The following is a 19482-nucleotide window of genomic DNA, read 5'->3' as shown; positions in this document are numbered from 1 at the left end:
TATCTTAATCAAATTATCTGCTTACTAAATAGCCTATGTAGTATCTGTATTCTTATAACTAAAAGTTATACAGGTTGACAAATTATATAAAAAATGTTAATGTATTAACTGTTTTCTATAACTGTTTTCTATAACTGTTTTCTATAACTGTTTTCTATAACTGTTTTCTATAACTGTTTTCTATAACTGTTTTCTATAACTGTTTTCTATAACTGTTTTCTATAACTGTTTTCTATAACTGTTTGTTATAGATATATCACATTAAATAACAACTAAAATAATAAAGAAAAGAGAATAAATAATGTATTCAATCCATAAAATCTATCAAGGCGAAGCCTTGGTTTATGTCACATACCACACAATGAACAATCAATATTCCGATACAACAAAACTAGACATTATTATCAATAGCCCTGTAACACCATATAAGCTCGTTGATGACTACTTTAAACACCCTGAACAGTTCTCTATTCAACTTCATAAAGATGGTATTAGCAACACCCTAGAAGCAAATGAGATCATCCAAAACATACCTCTTTCCTCTTCTAGTACAGTTATTATAAAAAAGCCTAAACGCCTTACTAAGATAAAAACAATGTAAACGTCTTACTAAGATAAAATACTGATTGAAACTACCACATAGTAGTATATAATTATTTACTACAAGGTAGTATGAATACAAGCAATGTATACAATATGTGAAACCCCATTATTTACTAAATACTGTCTTGTTTATTGGACTCAGGAAGAATACGAAGAATTTAAGACATTCTTAGCACTAAATCCTGAAGCAGGAGATGTAGAGCCTAACTCTGGTGGTATCCGTAAAATTAGATGGACTAGCGGTGGTCGTGGTAAAAGTGGTGGTGTCAGAGTCATCTACTTTAATCGTTTAGTAAATGGAGAGATTTGGTTATTAACCTTGTATAGTAAAAAGCAAACTGTACAGCTTAGTAAGAAAACTCTTTTAGCGTTAGTGGAGAAATTAAATGACTCGTTTAATGACTGAAAAAGAACTCGAAGCTTTTGAAGCAACAAGAGATATTGAAGCTGAAATCTTGCAAGGTATAGATGATATGCTTGCAAATAATGCTGCAAAAAGAACTGTAATTACTGAAACAGATGTAGCATTAGCACGTAGAAAAGCAGAACTAACACAAGATCAGTTTGCTAAGATTCTTGGTGTATCAAGACGTACACTTGAATCTTGGGAACAAGGTGCTAGAAGACCATCAGGAGCAGCAACATCACTCATTCGATTGTTTATAGCTGATCCTAAGTTTGTAAAAGAAAGCCTAGTTTAAATCACGATATAGTTCTCAATGAGGGCTATTATTTTGTCTTCTCTTTATCTAAATTAGCTTGAACTAAAGCTCTTAACTCATCAATTGTAATGCTAATTGTCGCATCATTTTTTGCTTGTTCTGCTAATTTTATAAGCTCTTCATCTTCAGTCATCAAAGTTTCACTCATATCAAACAATTAATATAACGATTAAAAAAGAAGAATAACAAATGAAAATTAAAGGATGCAAGAAAGCTTCTTTCCTGGACCAAGCTATTAAGAATGGAGGACAACCTATCTTCTATGTACTACGTTGCTACGATAAGGATGAAGAGTTCTTCAAGCTGCGGTATCACGGTTAACCATATTTTAACCAGATATGGCTCAGTAAAGGCAATGCCTTATTCTTGGGAAATATTACTAGAACTCCCTGCTTCAGCCGAAGAGACATACGATATGGAAGTAAAATACAAGAGAGAGATGGAGCAATTTCAATATACCCCATCAATCCCTTTTAATGGATCTAAAACAGAATGTTATCTAAACCTAACTGAAGAATTTAAAAATTTTATCAATGACGCTTCCTAGTACGGTTATGGCAGTTGAATAAAATTTAAGCTTTTCTATCTTATATTCATAAGGTACAGGTTTAGCTTCTTTAGGTTTTTGCGATTTTCTCTCATTACTGTTCTTTAGCTTTCGATTTTTATTTCGCTTAGCCATTTTTATAATTCCGAATAGAATTTTATTGGCTGCACGAATGAGAGATAACAGTAATGATTATTCCCAAACGTGCAGAGTTAAATGCAGTTGGGTCATTGAGAATTGCCTTTTAAGCAGAAATAGAGAGGTTTTTTTGAATGGAGAAATTACGTGTTGTTATAAATAAAATATTAGGTGAAATTTTTTGTTGTTGTTTGAAAGCTAATCTATTAAAAACTAAAGAAGCTTTTTCTGTTTTTGGAGAATATTCTTCTCTAAGGAAAATAAATAGGTAGCGGTTAATGTACTGACGAATTTCTTTGATCTTTAAATGCATAGTTGCATAAGGCTGTCCTAGCATCTTAAGAAATCTTCTTAAGAAATTTATTTTCTTAAGACGAGCAAACATTTTTTGAAATGGTTTTTCCATTTCTTCTTGTAACTTAGCAATACTTTCATAGGGATCTTCAAAATCATCCCATGATAAAATTGACATACTGTACAATTTCCTTTAACAAAAAATATATATACTAATACGGTTATAGATTCTAAAAGTCAAGTGTGGATTATTGAAATAACTATATATAGTGGTTAAATTTATATATACATACTATATGTTGTGTTTAGTGCTTGACAATTATACTAAATTGTGATATAGTTCTCATTATATTCAGTAGCTTAGGCTGAATACAATTATTATCTAAGCGTCATTTATATATTTCCTTTATCAAAACAATTACTCATAGCTTATCTAGGTAGGCTATAAGATCCTCTTTCTAAGTCAATCTAGTTTTTCTCTTTCTAGTTTGGTTTATTTCTTTACAACTATTTATACAACTATAATTCATTATATAATTAAAACTATAAATAATAATAACAACCTATATTACTTTAATAAAAAAGAGCCTATTCATACATTTAAGCATCAACAGACACAGCGACTACAGTACAACAATAACTAAAACCTAGACTGCATAGATCTTCTGCGCTTCTTAAACACTTATTCGATTATGAATAACTACAACTGACAATGAATTGTCACGAATAGACTTTAAATAACTAGCAATGAAAATAGCAGAGTGACAAAGCAAGGTCAGTATCACACGCACGACAAGATGAAATCATTTGCTAATACTTAACAGTGTGAAATTGAAAGTTATCTATATACCTATGTGCGTACATACACGCACACGCATTTTGCATCATCAATAAATATTAATAACAATAACCATAGGAATAACAAAATGGGTAGTAAACCTAAGATCGTTCAACAAGAAAGTGCTGAAGAGATTGAACGTAAAGCGACTGAACTGGCTCAGAAAGAAACCAATGAATCTAATGCTTCTAAACGTAAACAGAAGAAAAGCACAGCATTGGGAAGTTTAGTAAGCACAGCATCAACAGCTCTATCAGCACCTAAAACAAATACAGGAACTTAACGATTGAACGCACAAGCAACAGCATTGTTAAAGCGATTATGTCAGTTAAAAGCGGAACGATTACCTTTTGAAAACTCTTGGAAACAAGCTTACAAATATGGCTGTCCTGAAAGACAACAAAGCTTTCAAGACTCAACCAACAGTGGACTTGAACAAGAACGTAAACAAGCAAGAGCCGAACTCTTTGACAGTACAGCTTGTGAATCAATCCAACTCCTGACTTCAAGTATTTACAGTGGTACAACGAATCCAACATCTAAATGGTTTCAAGCATTACCTTCAGGACTCGGCTCACCTATTCAATTAACAGAAGGTGAAAAGTGGTTAGAAGAAGTCACAGACTTTATGTTCAGAAATATTCATTCAAGTAATTTTGACAGTATTGCTTCTGACTTCTTATCAGATTTAGTCGTCGCTCGGATGGGCTGTACTTTACGCTGACATAGATAAAGAAAAAGGTGGATTAGTTTTTGAGAACTGGCAGATTGGATCTACTTATATCTCATCAACACAAGCTCATGGCTTAATTGATACGGTGTACAGGGAATTTGAGCTAACAGCAGAACAACTCGTTTCGGAATTTACCCTAGATAAAGTATCAGACAAAGTTAAAACAGCTTATGACAAGAAGCCTGACACGAAATTTACATTGGTCCATGCCATCTACCCTCGTTCTAAAGACCTGGTTAAAGGTGAAACAGGACAACGAGTAGCGAAGAGTATGCCCTTTGCTTCAGTTACGATTGAATCAAATAGTAAGCATGTTCTAAAAGAAAGTGGCTATGAAGAGTTCCCTTGTATTGTGAGTCGCTTTAAGAAGCTACCTAGTTCGCACTATGGTATCGGTATCATGGCTCTAGCCTTACCTGACGCTATCACAGCGAATCAGATCATGAAGATGTCACTACAAGCAGTAGAACTTAATCTAGGTGGTCTATGGATATCAGCGAATGATGGTGTCATTAATCCTGCAACATTACGTATCAGACCAAACGCTATCATCCAAGCAAACACAGTAGACAGTATTAAACGCTTAGATACTGGATCAGCAACAGTAGGCTTAGGACTTGATTACTTACAGCACGTACAAGCCAAGATCAAACGTACCTTAATGTCTGATCAACTAACGCCCAATGGTAGCTCACCGTTAACCGCAACTGAAATATCAGCAAGAGTAAACGTCTATAGAAGCCAATTAGGTAGTGTATTTTCAAGATTAACATCAGAATACTTACAAGCCTTATTGGATCGTGTATGGGGTTTATCCCTTAGAAGTGGATTACTTAATCCTGCACCTGAAGAGCTTATGCAAGCTTCAAGGATCAACTTCCAATTCATCAATCCAATGGCAGCAGCTCAGAGATTAGAAGGTGTAACAGCCATTCAAAACTTAATGATGAATGTCGGACAGATGGCTCAGATAGATCCTACGATTATGGACAACATCAATCTTGATCATGCCGTACAGATTATCGGTGAAGGACTGAATGTTCCAACAGATGTCATACGTACACAAGAAGAGATTGCACAGCTCAGACAGACCAAACAAGAACAACAAGCAGCAATGCAAGAGCAACAACAGCAACAAGCTTTGATGTCTCAAGTCGGTTCTACAGGTTTAGAGATAGCAAAAGATCAAGCCAAAAACTTAACCCCTGAACAGCTAGGAGGAATTTTTGAACAGTAATAAATACCAACGAGTATTTAGCAGTGGGGAAGGATTAGAAGTATTGGATGAACTGATCAATCTATTCCATACTAAACTAGCATTCGATAAAGACAACCAATATCAAACGAGCTTCAACTTAGGTCAAGGTGATGTAATCAACTTTATCCTAGCCCGACTTAAAGAAGCTGAAATCAGACTATGAATTAGATTGTTAATTTTTTACGGCTTTTGAAGTAATAAATAACAGATCCAATTTCAAGAAAAACAAAAAAATTTAGAGTACTCGTTATATTATCTCTCAATTCAGAAGGTGAGAAATATATGAAAACTAAAAATAGGACGAGACTTAAAATCAGATGTAGCATTAAAGAGTTTTTATATTTGTATTCAAAACCTGTCTTGGTATTAATATAGCCAATCCAAAAAAGTCCTAAAGACAAAAAAAGGCCCAGGCTAACAGCTCCAATTAGTGGTGAAAAAATACCTACCATGAGTACTCCAAGGAATATAGAGCAAAAAAATAATAAAACTAATAGGCCTACAGCTTCTAAAAAATATTTTATATTCATTTTAATAGTTAGTATTGATTAGGGCCAAAGTATAACAATAAAAAAAAGAGAATTAAATGACAGATAACATTGAACAAACAGTAGACACAGTAGAAACAGTAGAAACAGTAGAAACAGTAGAAACAGTTAAAGAGAATACAACGAATAATACAGTATTAAGTACAACTATTAATCCAACGATAGATACAACTATTCCTGATAAATTTAAAGTAATGGATGAATCCACTGGAACAGTAGACTACAAAGCAACAATAGCAAAGCTTTCAGAGTCGTATATCGGTTTAGAGAAGCGTGTAGGCACTGGGGATATACCTCCTAAAACAGAAGATGAATATACAACTGAACGTGAAGGATTCAGCTTTGATGAGTTTAAACAAGACGAAGGAAACAAAGTCTTTCTTAAATCAGCTCATGCTCATGGCATTACTAATAAACAAATGGACTTTCTATTAAGTGAGTATGAATCCAGAGCTGTAGACCTGGTATCAACATCATCAGCTTTAGATACAGATACAACCGTAGAGACGCTTCAATCTGAATGGGGTAAAGACTATGAATCAAACATCTTTAATGCAGTTAAAGCAGCTAAAGCATGTGGCATTTCACAAGATCAGATCAACGATCCCTTGATTGGTAATAACGTAGCATTCATTAAGATGGCTGCTTACTTTGGTTCACAAATTACTGAAGACAAACCTATCAACATCGGTACACCAGTATCAGAAGACATCCAATCATTGATGCGTAGTGAAGCGTTCTTTAATCCTCGTCATCCTGAAAATAAAGCGACTAAAGAACGTATTGATCAACACTACAACAGCCTAAGACGCAAATAAGAATAAAGCCGTTTCAGTACGGCAATTGCGAGAATAGCTTAATGGTAGAGTGGCAAGATTTCCGACTTTGCAGATGTGGGTTCAACTCCCATTTTTCGCTCCAATGAATAGTTCCTAACGTGGCGGTTAGATAAAACTTTAAGCCATACAACGTCCTTATGTGTAGAGCATAGACCTGTATCAATCTCTTATCAGCCTTCAACTGAAGACAACTGAAACAACAACTCGCTCTACAAAAAACACACTAAAAATAAGACTATAAATACAACTATAAATAATCTTATTAATAAAACTATAAAAATAAATAATAATTAAGGACATAATAAAATTATGGCAACTTCATACGACACTATTGATAGCGTATTTGTAAAACAATATGCTGACACATATTTAGCTCTTCTTGAGCAGAAAGAATCAAAACTATTATCAACAGTAAATAATATTGGCTCAGTAAAAGGTACTGGTTGGACCGTCAACGAACTAGGTTCATTAGGTGATGGCTTAGGTACTGTAGATCGCTTTGGTACTACACAATACACAGACGCTTCATTTGCATCACGTTATGCAGTAATGAGTGACTTCTCCAACTTCACACGTACAGCAATACAAGACCTCTATAAATTAAAAGCAGATCCTAATGATGAACTTTTAAAACGCTTACATGCTAAATACAACCGCAAAGTAGACAAAGTAATCTACAACGCTTTGTTAGGTACAGCTCAACGTAAAGAGACCGGTGCAGATACATTTACTGCTGTAGCTCTTCCTGCAACTCAAGTATTAGGTGATGTAGCAGCTCCATTAACTAAAAAACTGTTAATCGACATTCGTACTAAAATGCTTTCTAACGATGTAGAAGATGAAATCTACATTACTTATGATTCAACGATGCTTAACGCAATTTTGGCTGATACTACGCTTACAAGCTCAGACTTCCTTGCACGGACAAATGCTTCAACGTGGTGAAGTAAACGACTTTCTTGGTTTCAAATGGACCTATTACAACGGCATTAAAGCATTAGATGGTTTATCAGCTACAGGGGTAGCCTATACCAAAGATGCAGTACAAATTGGTATCAATACAATCTCTCCATTGAAGATTGTAGAAGTAGAGACAGCTAACCGTTTTCACTCAATTGGTCACATAGAATCTTTAGGTGCTATCCGTACTGACGAGAAGAAAGTAATCGCTTTCAAATTTAAAATATAAGACTAAAAATACAACTATTTATAATTGTAAATAAACAACTATAAATAAGAGAAGCTCTCTATCTGAATAGGGTAGGGGGCTTTTCTTATTTGAAATATAACAATAACTAAGGACGCTACATGACTACAAAAGTAGATATATGCAATCAAGCTCTTAGCTTAATTGGAGCAGATTCAATTACAAGTTTTGAAGAGAATACAAGTACAGCAAGACGCATGAGAACAGTCTATGACACATCACGTAAAGCCTTGTTAAGACTCCATCCATTTGTATGTGCAACCAAGCGCATCAAGCTCACACCTTTATCAACCAAACCTGAATTTGGTTATAGCAATCAATTCCAGTTACCCGATGATCTAATCAGAATCATCAATGCAAATACTGAAGACTATTCAGTAGAAACAGACAAACTTTTATCAGACCAACAAACCTTAAATTTAGTTTATGTATTCGATAACAAGAAAGAAGAATCCTTTGATACCTTATTTACTGAATGCCTAGTTTTATACCTAGCATCAAAGATCAGTAAAGCCATTACAGGCAATCAAGGCAATTCAGATAGCTTATATATGCAATGCCAAGAACTATTAAAACAAGCCAAAGCAGTACAGAGCCAAGAGATCCCTAGTCAACAGTTCTTTAAAGAATCAGACTATTCAATTATTACGAGCAGATATGGCTAAGATAAACCTTATAAAGAATAACTTCACTTCTCGGTGAGCTATCGAAAAAGATATGGCTCAGAACAGACCTACAGCAGTATAAGAACGGATTAAAAGAAGCATTTAACGTACTACCTATTATTGAAGGTGGTATCCGTAAACGTGGTGGTACACAAGCCATAGCTCAAACAGCAGATGCAGTCAGAATCCTTCCATTTACCTTGAGTCATTCACAAGCTTTTATTCTGGTATTCAAACCTAATCAGATAGATATTTTAGATCCTGAAGGGGGATTCATTAAATCCCTAACAACTTCATATACAGCAGCAGATATTTCAGAACTGAACTATTGTCAAAACAGACATCAATTCTATATCGCTCATCCAAAGCATCCGTTGAAGTGGTTACGTACATCAGAAGACTTAACTAACTGGTCCATAGATGACTTTCAATATGCTGTACCTCCACTTGAAGAGATAGATACTCCATCAAGTGCAGTTAAACCTTCAGAGAAATCAGTAGGTAAGAAAGCAACATTAACTGCATCAGTCTATGAGACATACGACAATACCAAACGCTATTTAATTGGCGATATTTGTTGGTACGTACTCAATAACGTAAAGCAATACTTCAAAGCCATACGAATTACTCAAGGCAAAGCACCAACGTCAGGAAGTGAAGAACCAATAGGGGAAGCAGGAACGATACATGTACCTGATCCTAATTGGGAAATGACAGTAGTCAGTCAAGCAGACACATTTACAGAGAATGATGTAAATAAATTTGCCTTCGTCAATGAAGGTATCATTCGTATAGATGAGTTCATCAGTAAGTCAGAAGTGAGAGGGGAGATTCTTTTAAAGCTGACCACTGATATTGAAGCAATAAGTGGAAGTTGGACCTTCAAGCAAGACATCTTTACATCAAACTTAGGCTATCCGAAGGCAATTGCCATTTTTCAGCAAAGACTGGTATTAGGTGGCACAACTAGCTATCCCAATTATGTATGGTTTAGCAGAGTAGGGGACGTAACTAACTTTCTGCCTACTATTTCAGATGGTGACAGCTTCACTGTATCAGCAAGTTCAGACCAATTGAGCAATGTATTACATCTCGCTCAAAGTCGTGGTGTGGTGGTATTTACAGGCGGTTCAGAACAATCAATTAGTGCAGCAGCAACTCTAAGTCCTACCAATGCCAATATTGTTGAATCAACAGCATATGGTATTACAGAAAACATCAGACCTATTAAAGTCGGTTCAGAATTACTCTTTGTTCAGAAAAGTGGAGAGCGATTAAGATCATTAATTTATGATTACAGTGTTGATTCACTGGTATCAAATGAACTCACTGTATTGGCAAGTCACATTGCTAAAGATCACGGTGGATTCAAAGAAGTCACCTATCAGCAAGAGCCTGACTCAATTGTATGGTTCGTAATGAATGATGGAACTATCTCAAGTCTTACCCTTAACCGTGAACAGTCTGTGAACTCATGGAGTCAACACAACATAGGTGGTCAGGCATTAAGTACATTGACGCTTCCTTCAGTCTCAGGAGCAGACAGGCTTTATTTCCTGGTCAATCGAAATGGAACAATTCAATTGGAACAGCTCAAAGAAGGCTTGTTATTAGACTCGGTAATTAAAGTACCTGTTCAACACAATAAACCTTGCATCGTACAAGATCCTTTAATCAGTATCTTAGGTGATGAGATAGCAGCTTACTTTAATGATGGACAGAGTATTTACAGTCTTCCGATCTTAAACAGAGAAGGCAATACCTTAACTATTGATTGTGAAATGTCAGTAGGTCATATCTATATAGGACGCAAGTTCACAGCGCGAATTAGTTTATTTCCACCTGAAATACAGGGTAGTCCTGCAACATCCAGTCCTGCTTTATTTAAGATCAATCATATCAATCTATACCTATATGAAACGATCAATCCTAAAGTAAACGGTGAGATGATTGAACTGAAGCAATTTACAGAGAATGTCTTTGAAGCTCCCAAACCCTATACAGGATCTAAGAGAGTAGAGATGAACGGATGGAATGATTTTGATAACTTCAAGCTAACCATTGAACAAGACGAGCCATTACCATTTCATATAACGGCTGTAGTAATGGAACATAACTTTAATGATAGGTAGTATAATTTAACCTGAATAATTAATGAGTTAAAAGAATGAGTAAAGTTCACCTTTTAAAAAAAATTGCAACTATAGTGGGTAAAAATACAGGGCTAGCAGCAGCCGATAGTATTTCTTTTGGGCTGGGAAGTGCTTTAAAAAATATAGCAGGTGAGATAACGAGTTATACAAAATTAACTAATGATGCTCTCTATTACATGCAAGTTAGAACATTTCTTGAAACAGCCGATTTAAATCAAGAAGAAGTAAATCAATTTTTTGAAAAAAATCCTGATAATCTGCGGTTAGGTGTAGAGATATTTAAAATATTGGAACAGACTTATATTGAAAAACAAAGTCAAATGATCGGAAGAGCCTTTACTTTATATATCTTGGGTAAAATTAATAGAAAGAGGTTAGATCACTTAGTACATATTATTACTAGTCTGAATCAACATTTAATTAATACTTTAGAAGATTACCTTCCAGAGGAGGCGATAACTACTAAAGAATTTGATTTGGATTATGAGTCGATAGGCTTCGCGACAATTTTTGGAGAGTCAACTGATTACTCAAAAGAAGAAATATCATATGATCGTAAAGTTTGGAAGTTTCTTGGTAATAAAAAGAAAAATGTACCTCAAGAATTTATTAATTGGGGCTTTTATCAGGCAACAGATGTTTCTTTAACTGTTGATTTAGAAAAGTTACCAGCACAAGAACATGAACCAACAAGATTCTTCTTGTGGTTTGTCACACTGATTATGAAGAAAAATTATAAAGAGGAAGAATGTACACAGTAGAACAAGCAAAAATAAACGATATACCTGAACTGTTAGAAATAGCAGTTCAGTTTTGGAATGAATCCCCGAATTACAAACAAAGACCGATCAATATCAATAAGGTAAAAACTCAACTACAAACCCTTGTTTTATATCCTTCCCAAGGCTGTGTACTCATTGTTAAAGATGATGAAGATAAGATCCTCGGTGGCTTTATGGGGCGGATTAACTGAAGAGTGGCAAGCAGACAGCTTAATGGCTTTTGACTATTGTTTATTTGTTAGACCTGAAAATAGAGGAAGCAGGACAGCTTATCTATTGATTAAAGCTTTTATTGAATGGGCTAAAGAAGCAGGGGCAACCTGGATTCAATGTGGCACAGCTACAGGACTACAGACAGAAAAGACAGTACGTTTCTATGAAAAGATGGGCTTTACCCATACAGGTTCATTCTTAGAAATGGCAGTATAAATACAACTATAAATATAATTAATTATAAGAGGTTAAATACAATGGCAGCAGCTCGGAGCAGCAGCAATTGCAATGTGGGCTTCCACAGCTTTAGCAGTAGCAGGAACAGCTTATTCAGCATATTCAGCTCGTCAATCATCTAAAGCTCAATCAAAACAATCAGAACAGAATGCCAAGAATGCAGAGTCACAAGGCAGGGTAGAAGCAGAACGTATAAAAGAGCTTGGTAATAAACAGGCTTCAGCAGCACAGGCACAAATGGCTGCAAATGGATTAGATCTAAATGCAGACAATACAGTAGTTGATACAATTGAAGATGATATTAGTACCAACTCAAGTAAGGATGCATGGACCACGTTTTTCAATGCTAAAAACCAATCAGCACAGTATCAAACAGATGCTAAGAATCAGAATCTACAAGCGCATAACGCAACAGTAAGTGGAGCATTAAATGTAGGTTCAACAGCTTTATCAGCTTATGGTAATGCACCTAAGAATGCTTTCAGCAACAGTACATCTACTCAATCAATCTCGAATATCCAATCTAATTCTTTAACGATGGATACAAGCAGACTCAAACAACAACAATCAGGGTGGGCTTAATTTATGGCGACCATCCCATTAGGTAACTTTGGCAATGTCATGCCACAAGCTCAACCTGGACGAGTCTTAGATACTGGTGCAGGACAAGTCGCTCAAGCAGCAGGGCAGTTAGGACAAGTTGGACAACAGGTAGCAGTTAAACAGCTTAATGAAGAGCAGAAGATTCAAGATGAAAAAGATGAATATTTCTTCAGCACTCAAGCAGCTAAATATGGTGCTGAATATACCGATGTCGTCACTGATACCAAACAGCGTATTGCTACAGGAGAGTTTAATGAACTCAGTGCTAAGGCACATCTCAGACAACGTACAGATGAGTTAAACGAGAATTACAGACAAACCCTTCCTGAAACTAAACACGAAAAATTTAACTACTATTCAGAAAAGGTATTCTTAGAATCAGAAACGAATATCAAACCACTTGCTTATGAAGTGGAACGCAAAGCCATTAATACTGACTTTGAAGAGGTAACAGAAGCAACACTCAAGATTGAGAATCGTGAACAGGGCTTTGCCTTATTCAAGAATACCCTTGAACGTAATCCTGTACTAACACCTGAACAAAGAAAACTTGCTCCGCAACAATGGAATGAACGTAGAGATTTATCAGATGGCAAGACAGCTCTTAATGCATTGGAAACAACTAAAGATATTGATGGGCTTCAACAGCTTCATGACAATATTGATACTGTTCTTCCTCATCTTAAAATGGAGACAAGAGACGCTTTTAAAAACAATATTCAAAGTACAATTGAACGTATTAATAAAGGTTTAAAGGTTGAACAGGACCAGGCTTTAAGAGAGATTAAGCAAGTCGCTACAGATTTTAGAACTGACGCTTACACTGGTTATCCGATTGTACCTGAACGAGTTGAAGCAGTATTAAATAAAGTCAGAGGTACAGAATATGAAGCTCAAGTCAGAGAAGACCTGGCATTAAATAAAGATGCTCAGCAGTTCAGAGATAAGTCGCCTATTGAACAGGAACGAGAGATCACACGCTTAACCTCACAACTTGAAAACACTCCACAAGAAGACGCTTCATTACTTCAAAAACAATTAAGCATGTATCAAGCCATTGCCAATACATCAAAACAACGATCTAAAGATGATCCAATCGCTCAGATCCAGTCTCAAACAGGTACACAACTTCAAACGGTTAAACCTGAAGAAATTGGAACAGGAAAGATTGATTTTAAAAAGTCACACATCACTACAGAGATTCTAGCTAAACAGAAAGAAGCGAATGGTGGAGTCGGCAGTTTAATTCAATGGAATACATCAGAACGTAAAGCTTTCATCGACAAGTACCATACAGCAACTCCTGAAAAACAGGCTCAAATGCTTTCTGAACTCAATAATTTAGCAGACACCAAAACAGCAGTAGGTAGACAGGCTAGATCTGAGTATATGGCTTTGATTGGTGGTGAAAGAACGGTTAATGATTATGTCGGCATCGCACAACTTAAAAAATTAGATGTCTATGTACCTGGTACAAAGTTAAAAGCAGCTAACCTTGCTTTAGAAGGCAAGCAAATTATCACTCAAGGACAACATGTAGTCTTGGGAGATCCTAAACAATTCATACTTGGTATTTCTCAACACTTTGGAAATACATCAGCAGTCAGTTCACCTGAACGTGTCGCTTATCAAAACATTGCCTATTCAATTTATCTTGGACTAGCAAAAGACAGAGGCATAAGAACAGATGAAAAAGGTAATCCAATTATTAACAAGGACCTGGCTAAAGATGCTTTTGAACTTGCAACAGGTGGCACATACCATCAAAAATTAGGAACAAATACCCAGACGGTTTATAGACCTTATGGCGTATCTGAGACTCAATTTGCGGACCAACTAGAACATAAAGTTATTGGTAACTTTTTTAAAGAAACAGGTGAAGTAATCCCTAGAAGTTTCTTAAAAGAACATGCAATCGAACAAGTACCTAAAGCTTATGGTTGGTATTGGTTCAGGAATCCCGATGGTTCGAGATACATCAATCCAAAGACTAAAAAAGCATATATGGTCAATATAACAAAATAATAAAGGAACGAAATGGGCTTATTAACAGGCGAATTTACAGAACAGGATGAGGTATTAAATCAATCCAAAACAACGAATGCCAAAACGTATAAACCAAGTCTAACAGTAGATATAGGTACAAGTTTTGTCTATGGAGCTGAGAAAGGCTTATTTAACTTAGTCAATGCAGGAACGAGACCATTTATAGGTGATGAAGCAGCAGACAAAGGTTTAGCCAATATTGATCGTCAGATTAAACCGACTCATCAAGGTACAGCAGGGCATGTAGTTTCAGGTGTAACTGAGGTTCTTTCAGCAGCAGCCGTTACAGCTCCTTTAGGTGGTGCTGGGGTCGCAACTTCCGTAGGTTTAAGTACAAGAGCTTCAGAACATTCAAGACTGACTCAACAATTTGGAGTAGATCAAGATACAGCAGATACGGTATCGAATATTGGTGGTGTATCTATGGCTGCCTTAACTTTTGTTCCAATGTCGAATGTATTTAAAAGTGGTTTGATTGACTATGCAGCAACAGTAGGCGGTACAACTCTAGCAGGGCAAGTTCTTCAATATGGACAAGGTGCAATTCTTGAAAATAATGGACATGCCAAAGTCGGGGAAATGTACAAGGACATGGCAACTGATCCTACAATGATTCTGACTAACTTAGGTTTAGGTTCTGCATTTTGGGCTTTAGGTCGTATGCGTACAGATCCAACTAAAACCCAAGCTGAGATTGAACAGGCTGAAGCAGCAACATACGATGCAGTAGATCAGGCAATTGCAAATGCAGACAGATCAAGTATCCCAACTCAACCTGAAACAGCAGGAGATATGCTTCAACATGAAGCTAATCTAAATCAAGCTATAGATCAGGTAATGAAAGGTGAGAAGGTTAATATCTCAGAAGTTACAGGTGGACAGCTCAAGACTTTAGATGATGTTAAAAACTATATTAAAAATAAAAACACAACGAATAATAAAATTATTAATACACCTAAAAATACAAGTATTAAAACTTCAATATCTACATTTAATATTAAAGCTGAAGTCAGTAAAGATCAAAATGTACGTGTTAAAGACACATATGAAGCAGCACAACAAGCAGGGTTCAGCCTATCACAGGCTAAGGCTTTAACAGGAGAGCTTGGAAGAGAGAACGATTTTAATATAGACGCGATGTTCGGATTTCATACTGACGCTGCTAATCATAAAAGGAATGGCGGTATCTTTAGTTGGCAAGGTAATAGAGCTATAGCCTTAGAAGCTCATATGAGATCTAAAGGATTAGTAAATGCCAATGGAACATTTAAACGTACCAATGAGTCTTTAACAGAACAGTTTGCCTTCCTGAGAAAAGAGATTGAAGCTAATCCAAAATGGAAACAGTCCTTCCTTAATAAGAAGACCATTACCAACGATGAAGCAAGAGCAGCATTAGGGGGTAAAGGTACAATTATTGGATGGGCTAGAGGACAAAGTGTTCTTAAAAGTGGTAAAGCTTTTGATTGGCAGTCACATGAAACTAAAGCTAACACCTACTCTAATATGGTAGATGGTGAGCCTAGTCATAGTACATTTGATCGTGTATCTGAAGTAGCAGAAGTTGCTCCTATTCGACCTGAATCAGCTTATGAATCAACAGTACAACGTACAGACCTAGATACTTTTCCAGATCTGACCACTGATTTTATTGGTAAAGCAGATTTAGATGCTTTTACAGCTCGTCATACAGTAGCAGAAGATCCCTTTGCCGACATAACAACAGCTTCAGCAGACCATACATCCTATCTTGCAGATGATTTTGGAGACTTATTAAAAGGCTATGAAGAAAAGATAGATCCTGTCCTGGTAAAAGAACTTGAGAAGATTGTAGAAAGCTTTACTACATCAACAGAGAAAGCAAAGATTCCTCATACTGCCGATGGTGTTCAAGTTAAGAATAGTCTTAACGATCCTACCAAAGAGTTTAAACCTGATCCTTCAATTGCGATTGAATGGACGAAGACACAGCGTTTTGAAGACAAGAAATATCATGATCAATTTACCCGAACTTATAAGGATGAGAACGGACATACAGTTCAAGAGATGCAATATAGAGGCTCGTACGTAAAGCGTGTGGTTAATCATACAACACACAAAACTGATTTCATTCACGTAGGACGCTCAAATAAGAGTGACTTTAAGGACCACAAAGGCAATAAAGAACTAGAAACTGCTTTAGATCGTATCTTTGAAGATCGTTCATTCGGTTATCTATCTCAGATCCCTAAAGGACAAGAAGCAATTACCAAACTTAAAGACAATCCTAATCTCGTCATTTCAAGTAAAAAGACTGGTGAAGATTTAACAGCTCAACAGTGGCAACAGAAGCTACAACGAGAACAAGACAACATTCAAATGATGGCTCAAGCAATGAGTACACTCGCCAAGTGTGCATTGAAACAAGCAGTATAAATAATAAGAGAGACTATGAAAGACCAATGTAAAACAGCCGTTGAAGGTGCGTTAGGACGCAAATTATCTGATCAAGAAGCTGAACTTTTAGAACAACAGTTTATTAAAGCAAGCCGTGAACTTCCTGCTGAAGATATTAAAGCCTGGAAGAGTATGTCAGATGAAGAGAGAGCTGAAGCGATTGCAGATCGTGCTATTCAAAACTATACCGACCAACATATTAAAGAAGTCACTAACCTGGTTAATGATTTAGAGATCCGTGAAAACCTAGTTAAAGAACTGACAAACCATCCTAAACTTAATCCATTAGAAGCGATGAATCGAAAACTGGTAATGCACACTGATCAAAGTGGTATCCAATCGGTAGAGCATAATATTCAGGCTGTAGAGGTCCGCTACATGCAAGGACTGGCTCAAGTCTTCAGTGATACACAAAAGACAATGGGATTCTTATTAGATGGTGACAAAGTTAAATCACTGGTTAAAGAAATATTCGGTAAGCCTTCAGGAGATGCTGAAATAGCTAAATTGGCTAAGTCAGTTACAGATACTTTAGAGTCTCTTCGTGTTCATTATAATCGCTATGGTGGGGACATTAAAAAGCTGGCTAACTACGGACTTCCTCAGTCTCACAGTCACTATAAAGTCATTTCTAAAGGTCAAGATGAATGGGTAAAGTACACATTACCTTTAACTGATCGTAGTAAATATCGTCATGAAAATGGTTCTTTAATGTCTGAAACAGAAGTAGCAGATGTATTAAGGGCTGTTTACAACACAATTGCGAGTGAAGGGCATAATAAAGCTTTAGTACAGGCTCACTTGGTCCAATCAGAAACAGACTTACCTGTAGGCTTTAATATGCAAAACCTACATCAACATCATCGTTCTGTGCATTTCAAGGATGCAGACTCTTGGTTGAAATATCAGGAAGAGCTAGGCGAAGTAAATTTTCATGACTTGCTTTCAAATCACATTCGTAGGATGAGTACAGAGATTGGCTTAATGCAAACCTTCGGCTCAAATCCTGAAAAAATGGTCAAGCAACTAGGACATGAACTTTTAAACAAAGCCATGCAAGATCCTAAGTTCTATGACAAGCATCGTAAACTTCAAAAACAAGCAGCTCTAATAAATCGACACTATAATGAACTTGCAGGACAAGCACTTCCTATTGACTCTAATTTAGCTCAAGTAGGCGGTATCCTAAGATCTTGGGCCGTATCCACAAAAATGCGGATCAGCAAGTATTACAGCACTATCAGATTTTGCCACAATGAAACTGGCTGCTGAAATGAATGGCGTTGCTTATACCAGTATCTTAGGTAATGAAATGAAGCTTCTATTCAACAAAGAAAATAGAGATTTTGCTATCTCTATCGGACTCGGTGTAAGGGAAATGACTTCAGCTCTTGTAAGGTTTCGGGGATGATGATATCGCTTCAGCTTCAACTAAACTTGCTAAAGCCAATACTGGTACACGTAAAATAGCCAATGCAGTAATTAAAGCAACTGGTTTGAATCATATTACAGCTTCAGCTAAACGTGCCTTTGGTGTAAGTCTTATGCACCATATTTCTAATCTCAATACCAATAAAAAATGGACTGAACTTGGACCTAAAGATCAACACATGCTTGAAGGTGGTGGTATCAAAGAGTCAGATTGGAATGCTCTTCAACTTGTAACGAGAACTGAAGCTCCAACAGGAGAAAAGCTTATTACCAATCAAGACATATTTAAGATGTCAGATGATGCAATCCTAGATCACTTTGGTTTTGAACGAGCAGGACATACAGCAGAATCTCTAGCAGACAATGCTTTCAAACTAAAAGAACAATTAGCCAATAAATTCATGAATCATGTTTATACAGAGACTAATGCTGCGGTTTTAGAGGTGGGTAGTCGTGAAGTTGCCATGATGGGCTTAGGTCGTGAACGTGGTACAGCAGGGAACGAATTAAGCAGATTCTTCTTTCAATTCAAGCAGTTCCCTTTAGCTATTGTCACTCGTCAATGGACAAGAGCAATGGCTCAACCAACGCCACAAGCTAAATTTGTGTACCTGGCTAAACTATTTGCTTATACAACTGTAATGGGAAGTATCGTTGCTCAGATTCAAAACCTGACTCAAGGTAAGGATTTAGAAGATCCGACAACTATGGACTTCTTCCTTAAATCTATTGTAAAAGGTGGTGCAGCTTCATTCTTAGCAGATGCAGTTTCAGCAAGTGCAGATCCAACAGACAGAAGTCTAAAAGACTTCGTTATCCCTGCTGCCCTTAAAGACGTAATCAATGTAGGTACGATGGTAAGTGGTGCAGGACAACAGTTCTTAGATGATCGAGAATCAAGTTATGGGGCTGAAGCAATCAATACCCTTAAATCAAATATTCCTTTTCAAAACGTATGGTATACAAGACTTATCTTTGATCGAATCGTCATTGCAGAGATGCAGGAAATGTTCGATGAAGGCTACCGTGAGAAGAAACAACGTAGACTTGAAAAGTACGGTAACGGTTTTTGGTGGTCTATGGATAATGAAGAGATCCGTATGCCTGACATATCAAGTAAAGAATAATAGTAAAGTATTGAATATCATTATCTATAGTGATATTCATTTTAATTAATATTAGATAATGT

General features: G+C 36.3%; 22 protein-coding genes and 1 tRNA gene. 21 read left to right on the top strand and 2 right to left on the bottom strand.

Annotation, left to right across the window (positions count from 1 at the left end):
• Positions 1-301: 301 nt before the first annotated feature.
• From E0H80_RS16400 to E0H80_RS16390, 3 genes are all read left to right on the top strand, one after another.
• Positions 302-601 carry a hypothetical protein gene (locus tag E0H80_RS16400; protein WP_131367502.1) on the top strand — a complete coding sequence of 100 codons (300 nt, stop codon included), beginning with the start codon at positions 302-304 and terminating at the stop codon, positions 599-601.
• An 84-nt stretch (positions 602-685) separates the two neighbouring features.
• The gene (locus E0H80_RS16395; RefSeq protein WP_131367500.1) at positions 686-1009 is read left to right on the top strand and encodes a transcriptional regulator; all 324 of its coding nucleotides are present in this window, start codon (positions 686-688) and stop codon (positions 1007-1009) included.
• A complete protein-coding gene (locus E0H80_RS16390; RefSeq protein WP_131367496.1) occupies positions 990-1304 on the top strand; it encodes a helix-turn-helix domain-containing protein in 315 nt (104 codons plus the stop codon). Before E0H80_RS16395 ends, E0H80_RS16390 begins: the two co-directional genes overlap by 20 nt.
• Positions 1305-1332: 28 nt before the next feature.
• On the opposite strand, the gene E0H80_RS17040 is transcribed toward E0H80_RS16390, so the two are convergent.
• Complete coding sequence (locus tag E0H80_RS17040) at positions 1333-1458, bottom strand: hypothetical protein (protein ID WP_265937234.1); 126 nt, start codon at positions 1456-1458, stop codon at positions 1333-1335.
• A gap of 153 nt (positions 1459-1611) precedes the next feature.
• Between E0H80_RS17040 and E0H80_RS16730 the strand changes: the two genes are divergently transcribed.
• Positions 1612-1872, top strand: coding sequence for a hypothetical protein (locus E0H80_RS16730; protein ID WP_228260022.1), 261 nt, complete (start codon positions 1612-1614; stop codon positions 1870-1872).
• A gap of 244 nt (positions 1873-2116) precedes the next feature.
• On the opposite strand, the gene E0H80_RS16380 is transcribed toward E0H80_RS16730, so the two are convergent.
• Positions 2117-2482, bottom strand: a complete 366-nt coding sequence (locus E0H80_RS16380) for a hypothetical protein (protein WP_131367493.1) — start codon at positions 2480-2482, stop codon at positions 2117-2119.
• Positions 2483-3230: 748 nt separating this feature from the next.
• On the opposite strand from E0H80_RS16380, the gene E0H80_RS16375 reads away from it, so the two are divergent.
• The 17 genes from E0H80_RS16375 to E0H80_RS16295 all read left to right on the top strand — a co-directional run bounded on the left by E0H80_RS16375 (position 3231) and on the right by E0H80_RS16295 (position 19420).
• Positions 3231-3425 carry a hypothetical protein gene (locus tag E0H80_RS16375; protein WP_131272006.1) on the top strand — a complete coding sequence of 65 codons (195 nt, stop codon included), beginning with the start codon at positions 3231-3233 and terminating at the stop codon, positions 3423-3425.
• A 3-nt stretch (positions 3426-3428) separates the two neighbouring features.
• Positions 3429-3866 (top strand): portal protein, encoded by a 438-nt coding sequence (locus E0H80_RS17035; protein ID WP_131367490.1) that lies wholly within the window; start codon positions 3429-3431, stop codon positions 3864-3866.
• A gap of 1 nt (position 3867) precedes the next feature.
• Positions 3868-5112 (top strand): portal protein, encoded by a 1245-nt coding sequence (locus tag E0H80_RS16365; RefSeq protein ID WP_131367487.1) that lies wholly within the window; start codon positions 3868-3870, stop codon positions 5110-5112.
• A gap of 607 nt (positions 5113-5719) precedes the next feature.
• Positions 5720-6499, top strand: a complete 780-nt coding sequence (locus E0H80_RS16355; protein ID WP_131367482.1) for a hypothetical protein — start codon at positions 5720-5722, stop codon at positions 6497-6499.
• A gap of 27 nt (positions 6500-6526) precedes the next feature.
• Positions 6527-6602: transfer RNA gene (locus E0H80_RS16350), tRNA-Gly, on the top strand.
• 227 nt (positions 6603-6829) lie between these two features.
• The gene (locus tag E0H80_RS16345) at positions 6830-7465 is read left to right on the top strand and encodes a phage capsid protein (RefSeq protein ID WP_131367479.1); all 636 of its coding nucleotides are present in this window, start codon (positions 6830-6832) and stop codon (positions 7463-7465) included.
• Positions 7449-7709 carry a phage capsid protein gene (locus E0H80_RS17030; protein ID WP_131367476.1) on the top strand — a complete coding sequence of 87 codons (261 nt, stop codon included), beginning with the start codon at positions 7449-7451 and terminating at the stop codon, positions 7707-7709. The genes E0H80_RS16345 and E0H80_RS17030 overlap by 17 nt, the downstream gene beginning before the upstream one ends.
• A gap of 119 nt (positions 7710-7828) precedes the next feature.
• Positions 7829-8392, top strand: coding sequence for a hypothetical protein (locus E0H80_RS16335; RefSeq protein WP_131367474.1), 564 nt, complete (start codon positions 7829-7831; stop codon positions 8390-8392).
• Positions 8393-8592: 200 nt separating this feature from the next.
• On the top strand, positions 8593-10524 hold the full coding sequence (locus E0H80_RS16330; protein ID WP_228260021.1) for a hypothetical protein: 1932 nt from the start codon (positions 8593-8595) through the stop codon (positions 10522-10524).
• Between the two features lie 35 nt (positions 10525-10559).
• A complete protein-coding gene (locus E0H80_RS16725; RefSeq protein WP_213073412.1) occupies positions 10560-11306 on the top strand; it encodes a hypothetical protein in 747 nt (248 codons plus the stop codon).
• Positions 11294-11518 (top strand): hypothetical protein, encoded by a 225-nt coding sequence (locus E0H80_RS16960; protein ID WP_228260020.1) that lies wholly within the window; start codon positions 11294-11296, stop codon positions 11516-11518. The genes E0H80_RS16725 and E0H80_RS16960 overlap by 13 nt, the downstream gene beginning before the upstream one ends.
• Positions 11493-11756, top strand: coding sequence for a GNAT family N-acetyltransferase (locus E0H80_RS16955; protein ID WP_228260019.1), 264 nt, complete (start codon positions 11493-11495; stop codon positions 11754-11756). Before E0H80_RS16960 ends, E0H80_RS16955 begins: the two co-directional genes overlap by 26 nt.
• Positions 11757-11828: 72 nt before the next feature.
• A complete protein-coding gene (locus E0H80_RS16315) occupies positions 11829-12359 on the top strand; it encodes a hypothetical protein (protein WP_131367470.1) in 531 nt (176 codons plus the stop codon).
• Positions 12360-12362: 3 nt separating this feature from the next.
• Positions 12363-14405 carry a hypothetical protein gene (locus E0H80_RS16310; protein ID WP_131367468.1) on the top strand — a complete coding sequence of 681 codons (2043 nt, stop codon included), beginning with the start codon at positions 12363-12365 and terminating at the stop codon, positions 14403-14405.
• A 12-nt stretch (positions 14406-14417) separates the two neighbouring features.
• Positions 14418-16841 carry a phage tail tip lysozyme gene (locus E0H80_RS16305; protein WP_131367466.1) on the top strand — a complete coding sequence of 808 codons (2424 nt, stop codon included), beginning with the start codon at positions 14418-14420 and terminating at the stop codon, positions 16839-16841.
• A gap of 15 nt (positions 16842-16856) precedes the next feature.
• Positions 16857-18134, top strand: coding sequence for a hypothetical protein (locus E0H80_RS16300; RefSeq protein WP_131367464.1), 1278 nt, complete (start codon positions 16857-16859; stop codon positions 18132-18134).
• A gap of 224 nt (positions 18135-18358) precedes the next feature.
• Entirely contained in the window at positions 18359-19420 is a 1062-nt protein-coding gene (locus tag E0H80_RS16295) for a hypothetical protein (protein WP_131367462.1), read from the top strand.
• Positions 19421-19482: the final 62 nt, after the last annotated feature.

The sequence above is a fragment of the Acinetobacter sp. ANC 4779 genome (assembly GCF_004331055.1).
GTDB lineage: Bacteria > Pseudomonadota > Gammaproteobacteria > Pseudomonadales > Moraxellaceae > Acinetobacter.
The sequence above is the reverse complement of the archived record's forward strand: the minus strand, read 5'-3'. Positions and strand labels throughout refer to the sequence as shown.

What these genes read in the sequence shown, in the direction of transcription:
- E0H80_RS17030 (WP_131367476.1), top strand. Translation starts at nt 7,449, where the DNA reads ATGCTTCAACGTGGTGAAGTAAACGACTTTCTTGGTTTCAAATGGACC.
- E0H80_RS16395 (WP_131367500.1), top strand. Translation starts at nt 686, where the DNA reads ATGTATACAATATGTGAAACCCCATTATTTACTAAATACTGTCTTGTT.
- E0H80_RS16400 (WP_131367502.1), top strand. Translation starts at nt 302, where the DNA reads ATGTATTCAATCCATAAAATCTATCAAGGCGAAGCCTTGGTTTATGTC.
- E0H80_RS17040 (WP_265937234.1), bottom strand. Translation starts at nt 1,458, where the DNA reads ATGACTGAAGATGAAGAGCTTATAAAATTAGCAGAACAAGCAAAAAAT.
- E0H80_RS16960 (WP_228260020.1), top strand. Translation starts at nt 11,294, where the DNA reads ATGTACACAGTAGAACAAGCAAAAATAAACGATATACCTGAACTGTTA.
- E0H80_RS16730 (WP_228260022.1), top strand. Translation starts at nt 1,612, where the DNA reads ATGAAGAGTTCTTCAAGCTGCGGTATCACGGTTAACCATATTTTAACC.
- E0H80_RS16310 (WP_131367468.1), top strand. Translation starts at nt 12,363, where the DNA reads ATGGCGACCATCCCATTAGGTAACTTTGGCAATGTCATGCCACAAGCT.
- E0H80_RS16355 (WP_131367482.1), top strand. Translation starts at nt 5,720, where the DNA reads ATGACAGATAACATTGAACAAACAGTAGACACAGTAGAAACAGTAGAA.
- E0H80_RS16335 (WP_131367474.1), top strand. Translation starts at nt 7,829, where the DNA reads ATGACTACAAAAGTAGATATATGCAATCAAGCTCTTAGCTTAATTGGA.
- E0H80_RS16390 (WP_131367496.1), top strand. Translation starts at nt 990, where the DNA reads ATGACTCGTTTAATGACTGAAAAAGAACTCGAAGCTTTTGAAGCAACA.
- E0H80_RS16345 (WP_131367479.1), top strand. Translation starts at nt 6,830, where the DNA reads ATGGCAACTTCATACGACACTATTGATAGCGTATTTGTAAAACAATAT.
- E0H80_RS16315 (WP_131367470.1), top strand. Translation starts at nt 11,829, where the DNA reads ATGTGGGCTTCCACAGCTTTAGCAGTAGCAGGAACAGCTTATTCAGCA.
- E0H80_RS16375 (WP_131272006.1), top strand. Translation starts at nt 3,231, where the DNA reads ATGGGTAGTAAACCTAAGATCGTTCAACAAGAAAGTGCTGAAGAGATT.
- E0H80_RS16725 (WP_213073412.1), top strand. Translation starts at nt 10,560, where the DNA reads ATGAGTAAAGTTCACCTTTTAAAAAAAATTGCAACTATAGTGGGTAAA.
- E0H80_RS16305 (WP_131367466.1), top strand. Translation starts at nt 14,418, where the DNA reads ATGGGCTTATTAACAGGCGAATTTACAGAACAGGATGAGGTATTAAAT.
- E0H80_RS16380 (WP_131367493.1), bottom strand. Translation starts at nt 2,482, where the DNA reads ATGTCAATTTTATCATGGGATGATTTTGAAGATCCCTATGAAAGTATT.
- E0H80_RS16300 (WP_131367464.1), top strand. Translation starts at nt 16,857, where the DNA reads ATGAAAGACCAATGTAAAACAGCCGTTGAAGGTGCGTTAGGACGCAAA.